Annotated in this window: 12 protein-coding genes; 4 read left to right on the top strand and 8 right to left on the bottom strand. The window is 71.5% G+C overall.

Annotated elements, in window-relative coordinates:
* Window positions 1–4 precede the first annotated feature (4 nt).
* From ACU6P3_RS20690 to ACU6P3_RS20675, 4 genes are all read right to left on the bottom strand, one after another.
* Window positions 5–1,129 carry a GuaB3 family IMP dehydrogenase-related protein gene (locus ACU6P3_RS20690; protein WP_030747372.1) on the bottom strand — a complete coding sequence of 375 codons (1,125 nt, stop codon included), beginning with the start codon at window positions 1,127–1,129 and terminating at the stop codon, window positions 5–7.
* A gap of 243 nt (window positions 1,130–1,372) precedes the next feature.
* Window positions 1,373–2,875, bottom strand: coding sequence for an IMP dehydrogenase (gene guaB, locus ACU6P3_RS20685; protein WP_447193582.1), 1,503 nt, complete (start codon window positions 2,873–2,875; stop codon window positions 1,373–1,375).
* Window positions 2,876–3,239: 364 nt separating this feature from the next.
* Window positions 3,240–3,815 (bottom strand): sigma-70 family RNA polymerase sigma factor, encoded by a 576-nt coding sequence (locus tag ACU6P3_RS20680; RefSeq protein WP_030747378.1) that lies wholly within the window; start codon window positions 3,813–3,815, stop codon window positions 3,240–3,242.
* 491 nt (window positions 3,816–4,306) lie between these two features.
* Window positions 4,307–4,918, bottom strand: coding sequence for a response regulator transcription factor (locus tag ACU6P3_RS20675; RefSeq protein ID WP_003948568.1), 612 nt, complete (start codon window positions 4,916–4,918; stop codon window positions 4,307–4,309).
* Window positions 4,919–5,342: 424 nt separating this feature from the next.
* Here ACU6P3_RS20675 and ACU6P3_RS20670 point away from each other — a divergent pair, with 424 nt between their 5' ends.
* Entirely contained in the window at window positions 5,343–5,711 is a 369-nt protein-coding gene (locus ACU6P3_RS20670) for a WhiB family transcriptional regulator (RefSeq protein ID WP_344279322.1), read from the top strand.
* Window positions 5,712–5,853: 142 nt separating this feature from the next.
* Here the strand turns inward: ACU6P3_RS20670 and ACU6P3_RS20665 are convergent, their stop codons facing one another.
* Window positions 5,854–6,744 carry a LysR family transcriptional regulator gene (locus ACU6P3_RS20665; RefSeq protein ID WP_447193581.1) on the bottom strand — a complete coding sequence of 297 codons (891 nt, stop codon included), beginning with the start codon at window positions 6,742–6,744 and terminating at the stop codon, window positions 5,854–5,856.
* Between the two features lie 191 nt (window positions 6,745–6,935).
* Here ACU6P3_RS20665 and ACU6P3_RS20660 point away from each other — a divergent pair, with 191 nt between their 5' ends.
* Window positions 6,936–7,718, top strand: coding sequence for an SDR family NAD(P)-dependent oxidoreductase (locus tag ACU6P3_RS20660; RefSeq protein ID WP_447193580.1), 783 nt, complete (start codon window positions 6,936–6,938; stop codon window positions 7,716–7,718).
* Window positions 7,719–7,933: 215 nt separating this feature from the next.
* Here the strand turns inward: ACU6P3_RS20660 and groL are convergent, their stop codons facing one another.
* The 3 genes from groL to ACU6P3_RS20645 form a co-directional block, all read right to left on the bottom strand.
* Complete coding sequence (groL, locus tag ACU6P3_RS20655; protein ID WP_030747389.1) at window positions 7,934–9,559, bottom strand: chaperonin GroEL; 1,626 nt, start codon at window positions 9,557–9,559, stop codon at window positions 7,934–7,936.
* Window positions 9,560–9,727: 168 nt separating this feature from the next.
* Window positions 9,728–10,036 (bottom strand): co-chaperone GroES, encoded by a 309-nt coding sequence (gene groES, locus ACU6P3_RS20650; RefSeq protein ID WP_023539274.1) that lies wholly within the window; start codon window positions 10,034–10,036, stop codon window positions 9,728–9,730.
* 786 nt (window positions 10,037–10,822) lie between these two features.
* Window positions 10,823–11,707 carry a polysaccharide deacetylase family protein gene (locus tag ACU6P3_RS20645; RefSeq protein ID WP_030747397.1) on the bottom strand — a complete coding sequence of 295 codons (885 nt, stop codon included), beginning with the start codon at window positions 11,705–11,707 and terminating at the stop codon, window positions 10,823–10,825.
* 259 nt (window positions 11,708–11,966) lie between these two features.
* Here ACU6P3_RS20645 and ACU6P3_RS20640 point away from each other — a divergent pair, with 259 nt between their 5' ends.
* Together ACU6P3_RS20640 and ACU6P3_RS20635 are read left to right on the top strand one after the other, a co-directional pair.
* Window positions 11,967–13,337: a class I SAM-dependent methyltransferase gene (locus ACU6P3_RS20640; protein WP_447193579.1), complete on the top strand. Its 1,371-nt coding sequence runs from the start codon at window positions 11,967–11,969 to the stop codon at window positions 13,335–13,337.
* A 25-nt stretch (window positions 13,338–13,362) separates the two neighbouring features.
* Entirely contained in the window at window positions 13,363–13,686 is a 324-nt protein-coding gene (locus ACU6P3_RS20635) for an RNase A-like domain-containing protein (RefSeq protein ID WP_447197987.1), read from the top strand.
* The last annotated feature ends 7 nt before the right edge of the window (window positions 13,687–13,693 follow it).

Below are 13,693 nucleotides of genomic sequence, written 5' to 3'. Positions count from 1 at the left end.
GCCGTCAGCGACGGTGCTGCGAGTCCGCCACGGTCACCTCGACGCGCTGGAACTCCTTGAGCTCGCTGTATCCCGTCGTCGCCATGGCCCGGCGCAGCGCTCCGAAGAAGTTCATCGAGCCGTCGGGGATGTGCGACGGGCCCGTCAGGACCTCCTCCGTCGTCCCGACGATCCCCAGGTCCACCAGCTTGCCGCGCGGCACGTCCTCGTGGACCGCCTCCATGCCCCAGTGGTGGCCCTTCCCCGGCGCGTCCGACGCCCGGGCCAGCGGGGAACCGATCATGACCGAGTCCGCACCGCAGGCGATCGCCTTGGGCAGGTCGCCCGACCAGCCGACGCCGCCGTCCGCGATGACGTGCACGTACCGTCCGCCGGACTCGTCCATGTAGTCCCGGCGGGCCGCCGCGACGTCCGCGACGGCGGTCGCCATCGGGACCTGGATGCCCAGCACGTTGCGCGTGGTGTGCGCCGCGCCGCCGCCGAAGCCGACCAGCACGCCCGCCGCGCCCGTCCGCATCAGGTGCAGCGCCGCGGTGTACGTGGCGCAGCCGCCGACGATGACCGGCACGTCCAGCTCGTAGATGAACTGCTTCAGGTTCAGCGGCTCGGCGGCCGAGGAGACGTGCTCCGCGGAGACCGTCGTGCCGCGGATGACGAAGATGTCGACGCCGGCGTCCACCACGGCCTTGGAGAACTGCGCGGTGCGCTGGGGCGAGAGCGCGGCCGCCGTCACCACGCCCGAGTCCCGCACCTCCTTGATACGCTGCCCGATCAGCTCTTCCTTGATCGGCTCGGCGTAGATCTCCTGGAGGCGGCGGTTGGCCGTCACGCCGTCCAGGCCGGCGATCTCGTCGAGCAGCGGCTGCGGGTCCTCGTACCGGGTCCACAGGCCTTCCAGGTTGAGCACCCCCAGGCCGCCGAGTTCACCGATACGGATGGCGGTCCGCGGGGAGACGACGGAGTCCATCGGAGCGGCCAGGAAGGGCAGCTCGAACCGGTAGGCGTCGATCTGCCAGGCGATCGAGACCTCCTTCGGGTCCCGGGTGCGCCGGCTGGGGACGACGGCGATGTCGTCGAAGGCGTACGCCCTGCGGCCGCGCTTGCCGCGCCCGATCTCGATCTCAGTCACGATGTGTGGCCTTTCCCTCTACGTCTGCGGTCCCAGTATCCCCGACGCCTCCGACAGCCGTACCGGGCGCGGTGCCCGGCCGGTACGGCCCCGTCGTCATGCGACGCGGGCCCCCGGACACGCCCCGTACGCGCCGAGGGGCGGCTCCGGAAACCACCGGAGCCGCCCCTCGGGGACATGTTCGATCCGTTCGTACGTCGCGTTTGTACGGTCCGTTCGGGCGATTCGCCGCCGGCCCGCCGTTCAGCCCCGGCTGTAGTTCGGCGCCTCGACCGTCATCTGGATGTCGTGCGGGTGGCTCTCCTTGAGCCCCGCCGAGGTGATCCGCACGAACCGGCCGCGCTCCTGGAGCTCCGGCACCGTCCGCCCGCCGACGTAGAACATCGACTGGCGCAGTCCGCCGGTCAGCTGGTGCACGACCGCGGAGAGCGGGCCCCGGTAGGGCACCTGGCCCTCGATGCCCTCGGGCACCAGCTTCTCGTCGGAGGCCACGCCCTCCTGGAAGTACCGGTCCTTGGAGAACGACCGCTGGTCGCCACGCGTCTGCATCGCGCCCAGCGAGCCCATGCCGCGGTACGACTTGAACTGCTTGCCGTTGATGAACAGCAGCTCGCCCGGCGACTCCTCGCACCCCGCGAGCAGCGAGCCGAGCATCACCGTGTCCGCCCCCGCGACCAGGGCCTTCGCGATGTCACCGCTGTACTGCAGGCCACCGTCGCCGATGACCGGGACACCGGCCTCCTTGGCGGCGAGCGACGCCTCGTAGATCGCCGTCACCTGGGGGACGCCGATACCGGCGACCACGCGCGTCGTACAGATGGAACCGGGACCGACACCGACCTTGATGCCGTCGACACCGGAGTCGATCAGTGCCTGGGCGCCGTCGCGGGTGGCGATGTTGCCGCCGACGACATCGACCGCCGAGTTGGACTTGATCTTGGCGACCATGTCCCCGACCAGCCGGGAGTGGCCGTGGGCGGTGTCCACGACGATGAAGTCGACGCCCGCCTCGATCAGCGCCTGCGCGCGTTCGTACGCGTCGCCCGCGACGCCGACCGCCGCGCCGACCAGCAGCCGGCCTTCCTTGTCCTTGGCCGCGTTCGGGTACTTCTCCGCCTTGACGAAGTCCTTGACCGTGATCAGACCGCGGAGCACCCCCGCGTCGTCGACCAGCGGCAGCTTCTCGATCTTGTGCCGGCGCAGCAGCTCCATGGCGTCCACGCCGGAGATGCCGACCTTGCCGGTGACGAGGGGCATCGGGGTCATGACCTCGCGCACCTGGCGGGTCCGGTCCGCCTCGAAGGCCATGTCACGGTTGGTGACGATGCCGAGCAGCTTGCCGCCGCCGTCGGTGACCGGGACACCGCTGATCCGGAACTTGGCACACAGCTGGTCCGCCTCGGCGAGCGTGGCGTCCGGGTGCACCGTGATCGGGTCGGTGACCATGCCGGACTCGGAGCGCTTCACCAGGTCGACCTGGTTGGCCTGGTCGGCGATGGACAGGTTGCGGTGCAGCACCCCGGCGCCGCCCTGGCGTGCCATCGCGATGGCCATCCGGGCCTCGGTGACCTTGTCCATCGCCGCGGAGAGCAGCGGGATGTTCACCCGGACGTTCTTGGAGATGCTGGACGAGGTGTCGATGGCGTCGGGCGTCATGTCGGACGCGCCCGGCAGCAGCAGCACGTCGTCGTATGTCAGCCCGAGCGTCGCGAATTTCTCGGGCACTCCGTCGACGTTTGCAGTCATGACACCTTCCCCAAATGGCCTTGATCGGTGCGGATGTCCATGCTAACGGCCTTCGCGGGCCCCTCATTCCACGATCACGGTGACCGGCCGGGTGAGCGCGGCCGGGCGCGCGGTCGTCTGTATGGACGTATGTATGGACGTACGCGGTACGACCATATGCTGTTCAACGGGCGCCCCGGAGGGTGCGGTCCGCTCGCTCCCGGACCGCCGCCGCGACGCACTTCCGCGCCACCACCGCGCCCGAACGGCCGCGATCCGGCCGCAGGCCCCGGACGGGCCTGCCCGTGCCACCCGGTCCGTACCACCCGAGCCCTCGGATGCCCGTCCCGCGGTCCCCCGGCCCGGTGGTCCCCCCGCCCCTGGGCTACTGCCCGGCCAGCGCCCGCAGCCTGCTGAGGGCGCGGTGCTGGGCGACCCGGACCGCGCCCGGGGACATGCCCAGCAGCTGGCCGGTCTCCTCCGCCGTCAGCCCGACGGCGACGCGCAGCACCAGCAGCTCACGCTGGTTCTCGGGCAGGTTGGCCAGCAGCTTCTTGGCCCACTCGGCGTCGCTGCTGAGCAGCGCGCGCTCCTCGGGGCCCAGCGAGTCGTCCGGCCGCTCGGGCATCTCGTCGGACGGCACGGCGGTGGATCCCGGATGGCGCATGGCGGACCGCTGGAGGTCTGCGACCTTGTGTCCGGCGATGGCGAAGACGAACGCCTCGAAGGGTCTGCCGGTGTCGCGGTAGCGCGGCAGCGCCATCAGCACCGCGACGCATACCTCCTGCGCGAGATCCTCCACGAAGTGGCGAGCGTCACCGGGCAGCCTGCTCAGCCGCGTACGGCAGTAGCGCAGCGCGAGCGGGTGGACACGGGCCAGGAGGTCGTGCGTGGCCCGTTCGTCGCCGTCGACGGCACGGTGAACGAGCGCACCGATCACCGTGGTCTCGTCATCGCGCATCGGTCCATGGTGCCTTGGCCGCTCAGAATCAGCGGCTCCACGTCCGTAGTTGTGCACCGAAGCGTTATGAGCGGGTGCCGCAGAACTCATCCCCTGCGCTCTCCCCTCGCGCTCGTCCGACTCGTCCCCGAGGAACTCCACACCTTCAAGGATGCGGCATCGCGCGGGAAACGGGTGCGTACGGGCATACGTCCCCCTGCGCTCCGGGTCGTTCCGGGGCGTCCGCGCGCCCCCGGACAGCGCCCCGACCAGCGGGGCAGGGCCCGGAACCGGACCGGACGGCCGCCGACCGCCCGGCGACCGGCACAAGCCCGGAGGCGGGCTCGGGCCGGGTACGACCGCGAGCCCGGACACGAGTCCGGGTACGGGCCCTGGCCCTCGTACGGGCGCGGGCCCGGCCGCGGTGACCGGCCGTGGCGGCCTGCCGGGCAGGACCCTGCGACGGGCGGCACGCCGCGGAGCCCGCTGCGGCCCAGGGATCCCGACGAACCTCAGCGGACCAGGCCCCAGCGGAACCCGAGGGCCACCGCGTGGGCGCGGTCCGAGGCGCCGAGCTTCTTGAACAGGCGCCGTGCGTGCGTCTTGACCGTGTCCTCGGAGAGGAACAGCTCACGGCCGATCTCCGCGTTCGAACGGCCGTGGCTCATCCCCTCGAGCACCTGGATCTCCCGGGCGGTGAGGGTGGGCGCGGCACCCATCTCCGCCGAGCGGAGCCGACGCGGCGCGAGCCGCCAGGTCGGGTCGGCGAGCGCCTGGGTGACCGTGGCGCGCAACTCGGCGCGCGAGGCGTCCTTGTGCAGGTAGCCACGGGCTCCGGCCGCGACCGCGAGCGCGACTCCGTCCAGGTCCTCGGCGACCGTGAGCATGATGATGCGGGCGCCGGGGTCGGCCGAGAGCAGCCGGCGGACGGTCTCGACACCGCCGAGACCCGGCATCCGTACGTCCATCAGAATCAGGTCGGAACGATCGGCGCCCCATCGGCGGAGGACTTCCTCCCCGTTGGCCGCGGTCGTCACGCGCTCGACGCCGGGCACGGTCGCGACCGCGCGGCGGAGCGCCTCTCGGGCAAGCGGGGAGTCGTCGCAGACGAGGACGGATGTCATGACCGTCCTCCGCAGCTGATGCGCGTCACCTTGAGCCTCCAGGCTGGTTACATGTCGTCACCTGTGCGATTGACGCTCCCGGACATTTGCCCGATTGCCGTTTCTCTCAACCGCCTCGCACATTCAACGACGGTCACTCGAAAGAGTTACGGCCCACGCACCTCAATTCGGCACTCCCCGTGAGGGGTCGCGCACACAGGAGAGCAGCCCGGGGCGCCAGGTCCGCACGCAGAGGTATGCCCCATTTAGCGGTTTTTCTTCCTTTTATCAGCGTCTATAGCTAGATTCGCAATGAGTCATATTTACATCTACTTGGATAGTAGATGTACCGTCGTGAGCACCGGTGCGAGTAGCACGCCGGGCTCGACCCGGCGTCCGCGCGGCCCGTATCCGCCCTCAGCACGGTTTCAAGGGGACATGAGCAATGGCAGATTTCTCCCGCCTTCCCGGACCGAACGCAGATCTGTGGGACTGGCAGCTCCTGGCGGCTTGTCGTGGCGTCGACAGCTCGCTCTTCTTCCACCCGGAAGGGGAACGGGGCGCTGCGCGAAGCGCGCGCGAGAACTCGGCGAAAGAGGTGTGCATGCGCTGCCCGGTCCGTGCGGAGTGCGCGGCACACGCGCTGGCGGTGCGGGAGCCGTACGGCGTGTGGGGCGGGCTGACGGAGGACGAACGCGAAGAACTGATGGGGCGGGCCCGCGCGCGGCTGATCACCACGTCGGCGTCGACGACCGCACGGGGACACGGCAACGGCGCGGCCGACACGGAAGGCCGCCCTCGCCCGCACGGATGACGCGTCGGCTGGCGACAGACCCAGAAGAAACGTTCCTGCACAGGTAGCCCACACCTCAGCGCCTACGCCTTTCCGTCCCGTGCCATTCCGGCCCCCGCCTCTTCGCCCGGTCCCCGACCGCCCGTCAGGCGTCGCGACACGCTCAGCGCTCGGCGGCGCGCTCCAGTTCGTCCAACGTGGCCGCGACGGCCGGGACCTGAGCCAGGTCGGGCAGGGTCAGCGCCACGATCTCCCGGCGGACCGCCGGTGCCACCCTCAGCGTACGGACGCCGTCGACCCGCGCCGAAGCCAGCGCCAACTCCGGCAGCACCGCCACCCCGAGCCCCGCCGCGACCAGGCCGATCACCGCCGGATAGTCGTCCGTCGCGAAGTCGATCCGGGGACTGAATCCCGCCGCCCCGCACGCTTCCACGAGCTGGGTGCGACAGCGCGGGCAGCCCGCGATCCACGCCTCCTCGGCCAGTTCTGCGATCGACACCGACTCCGCCCGCGCCAGCCGGTGATCCTCGGGGACGACACCGACGAGCCGGTCCGTCAGGAGGGGTCGCTCCACCAGGTCGCCCCACTCCTCACCGGGGCCGCCGTACCGGAACGCCAGCGCCACGTCGCAGTCGCCCGCGCGCAGCATCTCGGCCGAACTCGGCGGCTCCGCCTCGACGAGCGAGACGCGGGTGCCCGGATGGGCCGCGCGCAGGGCGGCCAGGGCGCTGGGGACCAGCGTGGAGCTGCCGCTGGGGAACGACACGAGCCGGACCCGGCCGGCCCGGAGCCCGGCGATGGCGGCGATCTCCTCCTCGGCGGCGGTGAGCCCGGCGAGGATGCCCGTCGCGTGCCGCACGAGCACCTCGCCCGCCTGCGTCAGCCGCATCTCGCGACCGGCGCGGACGATCAGCGGGGTGCCCGCGGCGGATTCGAGGGCCTTCATCTGCTGGCTGACGGCCGGTTGCGTGCAGCCCAGCTCGCGGGCCGCGGCCGAGAAGGAACCGGTGGCGGAGACGGCGCGCAGGACGCGGAGATGGCGGGGCTCGATCATTTCTCGATTATAAGGAATGCTTTGGGGTATCACCGAATAGGGGTGATCGACTTTGAGACAGTGGCGGAGGGGCTCCGCGGCTCGTCCGGCGGCTCGTCCGGCGGTGGCGTGGGGCGGTACGGGCCGGGCACCGGTGTCCGCCTGTCGCGCACCGACGGCGAGTCCACGGACACAGGCATTAACGTGCGCGTATGACGACTGCTTTGATTACGGGCTCGACGGCGGGGATCGGCGCCGCCTTCGCGCGGCGGCTGGCGGCCGACGGACACAACCTGGTGCTGGTGGCACGCGACACGGAGCGTCTGCGGGAACAGGCCACGGAACTGCACGACCGCCATGGGATCGAGGCGAAGGTGCTGACGGCCGACCTCGCCACGGACAGCGGTATCTCCTCGGTGGAGAAGCGCCTGTCGGACCGTAAGCAGCCGGTCGATCTGCTGGTCAACAACGCGGGGTTCGCCAACAAGGGCGCGTTCCTCGACGTCCCGGTCGCCGACGAGCTGACCATGCTGAAGGTGCACTGCGAGGCGGTGCTGCGGCTGACGTCGGCGGTGGTGCCGGGCATGCGGGCGCGCGGCCGGGGCGGTGTCGTCAACGTGGCGTCGGTGGCCGCGTTCGTGCCGCGCGGCACGTACGGCGCGTCCAAGGCGTGGGTCGTGCAGTTCACCCAGGGCGTGGCGCGGGACCTGGCCGGATCGGGCGTGCGGCTGATGGCGCTGTGTCCCGGTTTCGTACGGACCGAGTTCCACGAGCGGGCCGGTATGGGCACGGACAACATCCCTGGCTGGATGTGGCTGGACGCGGACAAGGTGGTGACGGCGGCACTGGCGGACCTGGCGCGCGGGCGGAACGTCTCCGTCCCGGACCCGCGTTACAAGGCGCTGATGGGAGCGGTGAAGCTGGCCCCGCGCGGGCTGCTGGGCGGTGTCACGACGAAGACGGGCCGGAAGTTCGGCCCCAGCAGGTCTCAGTAGGCCTATCGGACCGGAGGTGCCGGCAGACCCGGGGGCGCCTGTGGGGCCGACGGGGCCCGGTGGACCGATCGGGCGACACGCGGAAATCGTGCCGGGACGCGCCGGGGCCCGGCACCCCCGCGAGGGGGCACCGGGCCTCGGTCGGTGCGGTGGTGATGTCGCCGTGCGCGTCGGCCGGGGCGGCCGTCAGCGCGCGGGACGCCGCGCGGGGCGCGTCAGTGGCTGTGCCCGTGACCGCCGTGAGCCGCCTCGGGCTCCTCCTCCGCCGGCTTCTCGACGACCAGGGTCTCGGTCGTGAGCAGCAGCGACGCGATGGACGCGGCGTTCTCCAGCGCGGAGCGCGTGACCTTGACCGGGTCGATGACGCCGGCCTTCACCAGGTCGACGTACTCGCCGGTCGCGGCGTTGAAACCGCTGCCCTTGTCCTGCTCCGCCACCTTCGCGGTGATGACGTAGCCCTCCAGGCCCGCGTTCTCGGCGATCCAGCGCAGCGGCTCGACGACCGCGCGGCGGACGACCGCGACGCCGGTGGCCTCGTCGCCCTCCTTGCCCAGGTTGCCCTCGAGCACCTTGGCGGCGTGCACCAGGGCGGAGCCACCACCGGAGACGATGCCCTCCTCGACCGCGGCGCGGGTCGCGGAGATGGCGTCCTCCAGACGGTGCTTCTTCTCCTTGAGCTCCACCTCGGTGGCGGCGCCGACGCGGATCACGCACACGCCGCCGGCCAGCTTCGCGAGGCGCTCCTGGAGCTTCTCGCGGTCCCAGTCGGAGTCCGTGGTCTCGATTTCGGCCTTGATCTGGTTGACGCGGCCGGTGACGTCGGCCGCGTTGCCGCCGCCGTCGACGATGGTCGTGTCGTCCTTGGTGATGGTCACGCGGCGGGCGGAGCCCAGCACGTCCAGACCGGCCTGGTCGAGCTTGAGGCCGACCTCCTCGGCGATGACGGTCGCGCCCGTGAGGGTGGCGATGTCGCCGAGCATGGCCTTGCGACGGTCACCGAAGCCGGGGGCCTTCACCGCGACCGCGTTGAAGGTACCGCGGATCTTGTTGACGACGAGGGTGGAGAGCGCCTCGCCCTCGACGTCCTCGGCGATGATCAGCAGCGGCTTGGAGCCACCCGCCTGGATGACCTTCTCCAGCAGCGGCAGCAGGTCCTGGATGGAGGTGATCTTGCCCTGGTGGATCAGGATGTACGGGTCGTCGAGGACGGCCTCCATACGCTCCTGGTCGGTCACCATGTACGGGGACAGGTAGCCCTTGTCGAAGGCCATGCCCTCGGTGAAGTCCAGCTCCAGACCGAAGGTGTTGGACTCCTCGACGGTGATGACACCGTCCTTGCCGACCTTGTCCATCGCCTCGGCGATGAGCTCGCCGACCTGCTGGTCCTGCGCGGAGAGCGCGGCCACGGCGGCGATGTCGGACTTGTCGTCGATCGGGCGCGCGGTCGCGAGAAGGTCGTCGGACACGGCCTTGACCGCGGCGTCGATGCCCTTCTTCAGCGCGGCCGGGGAGGCACCCGCGGCGACGTTGCGCAGGCCCTCGCGGACCAGCGCCTGGGCCAGCACGGTGGCGGTGGTGGTGCCGTCGCCGGCGATGTCGTTGGTCTTGGTCGCCACCTCCTTCACCAGCTGGGCGCCCAGGTTCTCGTACGGGTCGTCGATCTCCACCTCACGGGCGATCGTGACGCCGTCGTTGGTGATGGTGGGGGCGCCGAACTTCTTGTCGATGACGACGTTGCGGCCCTTCGGGCCGATCGTCACCTTCACCGTGTCGGCAAGCTTGTTGACGCCGCGCTCAAGGGCGCGACGGGCGTCCTCGTCGAACTTCAGGATCTTCGCCATGGGAGCTTTCTCAGTCCTCTCGTTGCGAATCTCGGCCACCCCTGGCGACCGCTACCGCTCCTATGAGCTGCGCCCCCGTCCGCCCGGCTGTCGCAGGGGGGCCAGGGGCGCAGTTCACAAGCAAAAATTGGATCCGGAGCTGCTGGGGGCGTCCCCCAGCCGTCCGGCCTACTTCTCGATGATCGCGAGCACGTCGCGAGCCGAGAGGACGAGGTACTCCTCGCCGCTGTACTTCACCTCGGTGCCGCCGTACTTGCTGTACAGAACGACATCGCCGACGGAGACGTCGAGCGGGAGACGCTCGCCGTTCTCGAAGCGGCCCGGACCGACGGCCAGGACGACGCCCTCCTGGGGCTTCTCCTTGGCGGTGTCCGGGATAACCAGGCCAGAGGCCGTGGTCTGCTCGGCGTCGAGCGGCTGGACCACGATGCGGTCCTCAAGCGGCTTGATGGCAACCTTGGTGCTGGCGGTCGTCACGATCCGACCTCCCCCTTCGGAGATCTCACGGGGTCAATTGTCTGAGGGTGGCGACCAGGTCGATCCGTCGTCGCGGGTGCCGGACCTGCCCGTCGCTCGTTTTGGCACTCTCCACCGGGGAGTGCCAAGCCTGAGACTATGACCGCGATTAGCACTCGGTCAAGCGGAGTGCCAATGTGCGCCGGTGTGGCGGCGTGTGCGGCCCCTCCCCGGGCGTGTCGCGCCCGGCCCGTCGCCCTCGATACGTCGCGCCGGCGCCGGAATACGTCCCGCCGGAACGCGTCGCGCCCTGACAGGTCGCGTACGGCGCACCCGGCCTGTCGCCGTCATACCGCCCGGCGGACGGGCGGTCGTACGGGCGGGGGCAGTGCCGGGCCCGCGGGGACGACGAGGGCGGCACGTGCGGCATCCGCCCACGGGCGCCCGGACGGTCCCCCTCCCGCCGTGATGGCCGCCGCCGGACGGGCGGCCGTACGGGTGACCGCTCGTCGGCCCGGTCGCAGGCGGGCCGACGAGCGGCGCCCGGCGCGGTCGCCGGGCGGCCCGCCCCGGGCCGGTGAACGACCGGCAGCCGGACCGCGGACCGCTCGGCCGGCGGGCCGGGGAGCGCCGGCGCGCGGCCGGACGGCGCGGGCGCCGGAGCCGGCGCGGGGAGCGGGGCGTGCGGGCTCATCCGCTGCGCCGCCTTGCGCCCGAGCCGTTCGATCGGGTCCACCGACTGCGCGCAGCCGGCGGTCAGGAGCGCACCGGCTGCCAGCACCCCGGCCAGCAGCCGGTGCGCGGGGCTCATACGTAGTCCTCCAGCCGGCCCACGGCGTACCCCTTGTCCGTGATCACCTTCATCACGTGCCGGACCATGTCGGTCATGGATCCGTTCCACTCGTCGGACCCGCGGAAGTGCGTGAGGATGATGTCGCCCGGGTGCATGTCGCGGTCCCACTCGCGCCACTCCATGTGGTCGGGGAACGCCTCGGCCGCCCAGATCGGCGCCGCCTTGATGCCGCACGCCTTCGCGGCGCGCAGGGTGTCCACGTTGTAGTTGCCGAACGGCGGACGGAAGAGGACGGGCCTCTTCCCGTACTGCTTCTGCAGCACCTTCTGCTGACCGCAGATCTCGTACTTCTGCTCGTCGTACGAGAGGCCGGGCATGTACGGGTGGTTGAGGGTGTGGTTGTTGAGGGTCACCCCGCGGTCCCGCATCTGCTTGAAGTACCCGTAGTCGTCGTTGATGACGTAGTCGCTCAGGAAGGCGGTGTACGGGATCTTCAGCTCGCTCATCATCCGCAGCAGCTCGGGGTCCTTCTCCGAACCGTCGTCGATGGTCAGGAAGACGACCTTCTTGCCCTTCACCGGCACGGTGGTGAAGACGGGCGGGAGGTTCTCACCGCCCTCGACCTCGAACCCCTTCCGCGTGGTGATCTTCGGCTTGACGGCCGGCGGAGGCGGAGCGGCGAGCGGGGTCTTGGCGAGCCCCCACTTCTTGGCCGCCACGGCGCGCGCGGCCTGCGTACGGCGCACTTTCTCGGCGTACGCGGCGCGCGCGGCGGCGGAGCCCGGCTTGTGGGCCGCCTCCTGACCGTGGGCGGGCTTGGCGGAGGCGTGGCCGCCCGGTTCGCCGGAACCGGCGGAACATCCGGAGCCGAGCGCGGCGACGAGCAGCGCCGCGAGCACGGCAGGGACGACGGGGACGACGGGGACGACGGGGACCACGGGAGCGGCCGGGGCGGAGGTGGAGGCGGACGCGGAGGTGGAGGTGGAGGCTGGGAAGACGGCCCGCTGGGCCCTGCGAACCATCACCTTCGATGTCATTTTTTCTTTTTGTCGTACTAGTCGCATGGCGCCGCATCTTGTCAGCGCCGGTCCTTCGTCAGCCGTACGACACCGCTGTCCGCGGCGCACCGTCCCCCGCCCGGCTCACAACTGGCTCACAATGGGGCGGGTGAACGACCGCGCTCCCGCCCCTCACCTCCCGCACCTCGCGCCCCTGCTCTCCCCCAAGGGCCAGGCCCTCCTGGCCGAACTGCGCGACTACGACCCGGCCCGGGAACTCGCCGTCGCCACCCGGCTGCGCCGGGACCACCCGGCCGAGCTGGTGTCGGCGGCACTGGCCCAGGCGCGGCTGCGGCAGCGCGGGGCGGCCAAGTTCGGCGCCCGGGACGCCGACCGCATGTACTTCACGCCGCACGGCGTCGAACAGTCGACCCGGACCGCCGTCGCCGCCCACCGGGCAGCGCGGCTGCGCGGCATCGCCCCGGAGGCGGGGGCCGCAGTCCTGGACCTCTGCTGCGGCATCGGCGGGGACGCGATCGAGCTGGCCCGCGCCGGGTTCGCCGTGACGGGTGTCGATCTCGACCCGCTGACCTGCGAGATCGCGCTGACCAATGTGCGCACGCTGGCCCCCGACGCGCCGTCACCGACGGTCCGCTGCCAGGACGTCCGCGAGACGGAACTCCCGGAACCGGGCGGGACGGCGCCCCATGCCCTCTTCGTCGACCCCGCGCGGCGCGGCGGACGGGGCCGGATCTTCGACCCGGAGGCGTACTCTCCACCGCTGTCCTGGGCGGTCGACGCGGTACGCCGGACAGGTCTGGGTGCCATCAAGATCGCCCCGGGAATCCCGCACGAGCTGGTCCCCGACGACTTCGAGGCCGAGTGGATCTCCGACGGCGGAGATGTCAAGGAGGCGGTGCTCTGGCACGACGGCCGGGCGGCACGGGCGGCGCAGGCGGACCCGAGTGGCCAGGCGGCGCAGGCGCACGCGGGGGGCCGGCCGGACACCTTCGCGCCCGCCGGGGCGCCGGAGGTACCCGGTGCCGTCGTCGGCGGCACCCGGCGCGCCACGCTCCTCCCCTCGGGCGCCACGCTCACCTCCCGGGGTCTGCCGGACCCGCCGGTGCGCGGGCCGGGCCGATTCCTGTACGAGCCCGACGGAGCCGTGATCCGCGCGCATCTGGTGGCGGAGGTGGCGGAGGAACTGAACGGCGGGCTCCTCGACGAGACGATCGCGTACATCACCGCCGACGAGGCGCGCGCCACCCCGTACGCCACCGCCTACGAGATCACCGACGAACTCCCCTTCGGCCTCAAGAAACTGAAGGCGCTGCTGCGTGAACGCGAAGTCGGCGTACTGACGGTCAAGAAGCGCGGCTCGGCGGTGGAACCGGAGGAACTGCGCCGCCGCATGAAGCTCAAGGGCCCGAACGCCGCGACCGTCTTCCTCACCCGTGTCGCGGGCGCGCCGGCCATGCTGATCGGCCACCCGGCCGCGGTACGGCCGACGGTGTGCAACCGCGCCGAATAGCGACCAGCGGGATTGGGCGGCGTCGATCCGGGGGAATGCGGAACCGTCGAGAGCGAGGCAACCGACTGTGCGAGAACGATCCGCCGCCTATACCGACCCGGAGACGGCCGAGTGGGCGACCCGTCAGGTGCTGGCCGGCCATGAGCAGGCCATCCGCCGCTGGCTCGCCCGGACCGACCGGGGGCGACTGGCCGTTGAGGCCGCCTGGCCGTCCCGGGACGCGCCCGTCGGTCACGTGCGGATCGCGGGAGAGGCGCGCGCGGTCCGGGCGGCGCGGGTCGTCCTCCGCCGTGACTCCGCGCAACCGCGCGGCTTCGCCGTCCACGCGTCCTTTCCCGTCCGCCTCTGACCGGTTC

It is taken from the genome of Streptomyces hebeiensis (genome assembly GCF_052983195.1).
The sequence above is the reverse complement of the archived record's forward strand: the minus strand, read 5'-3'. Positions and strand labels throughout refer to the sequence as shown.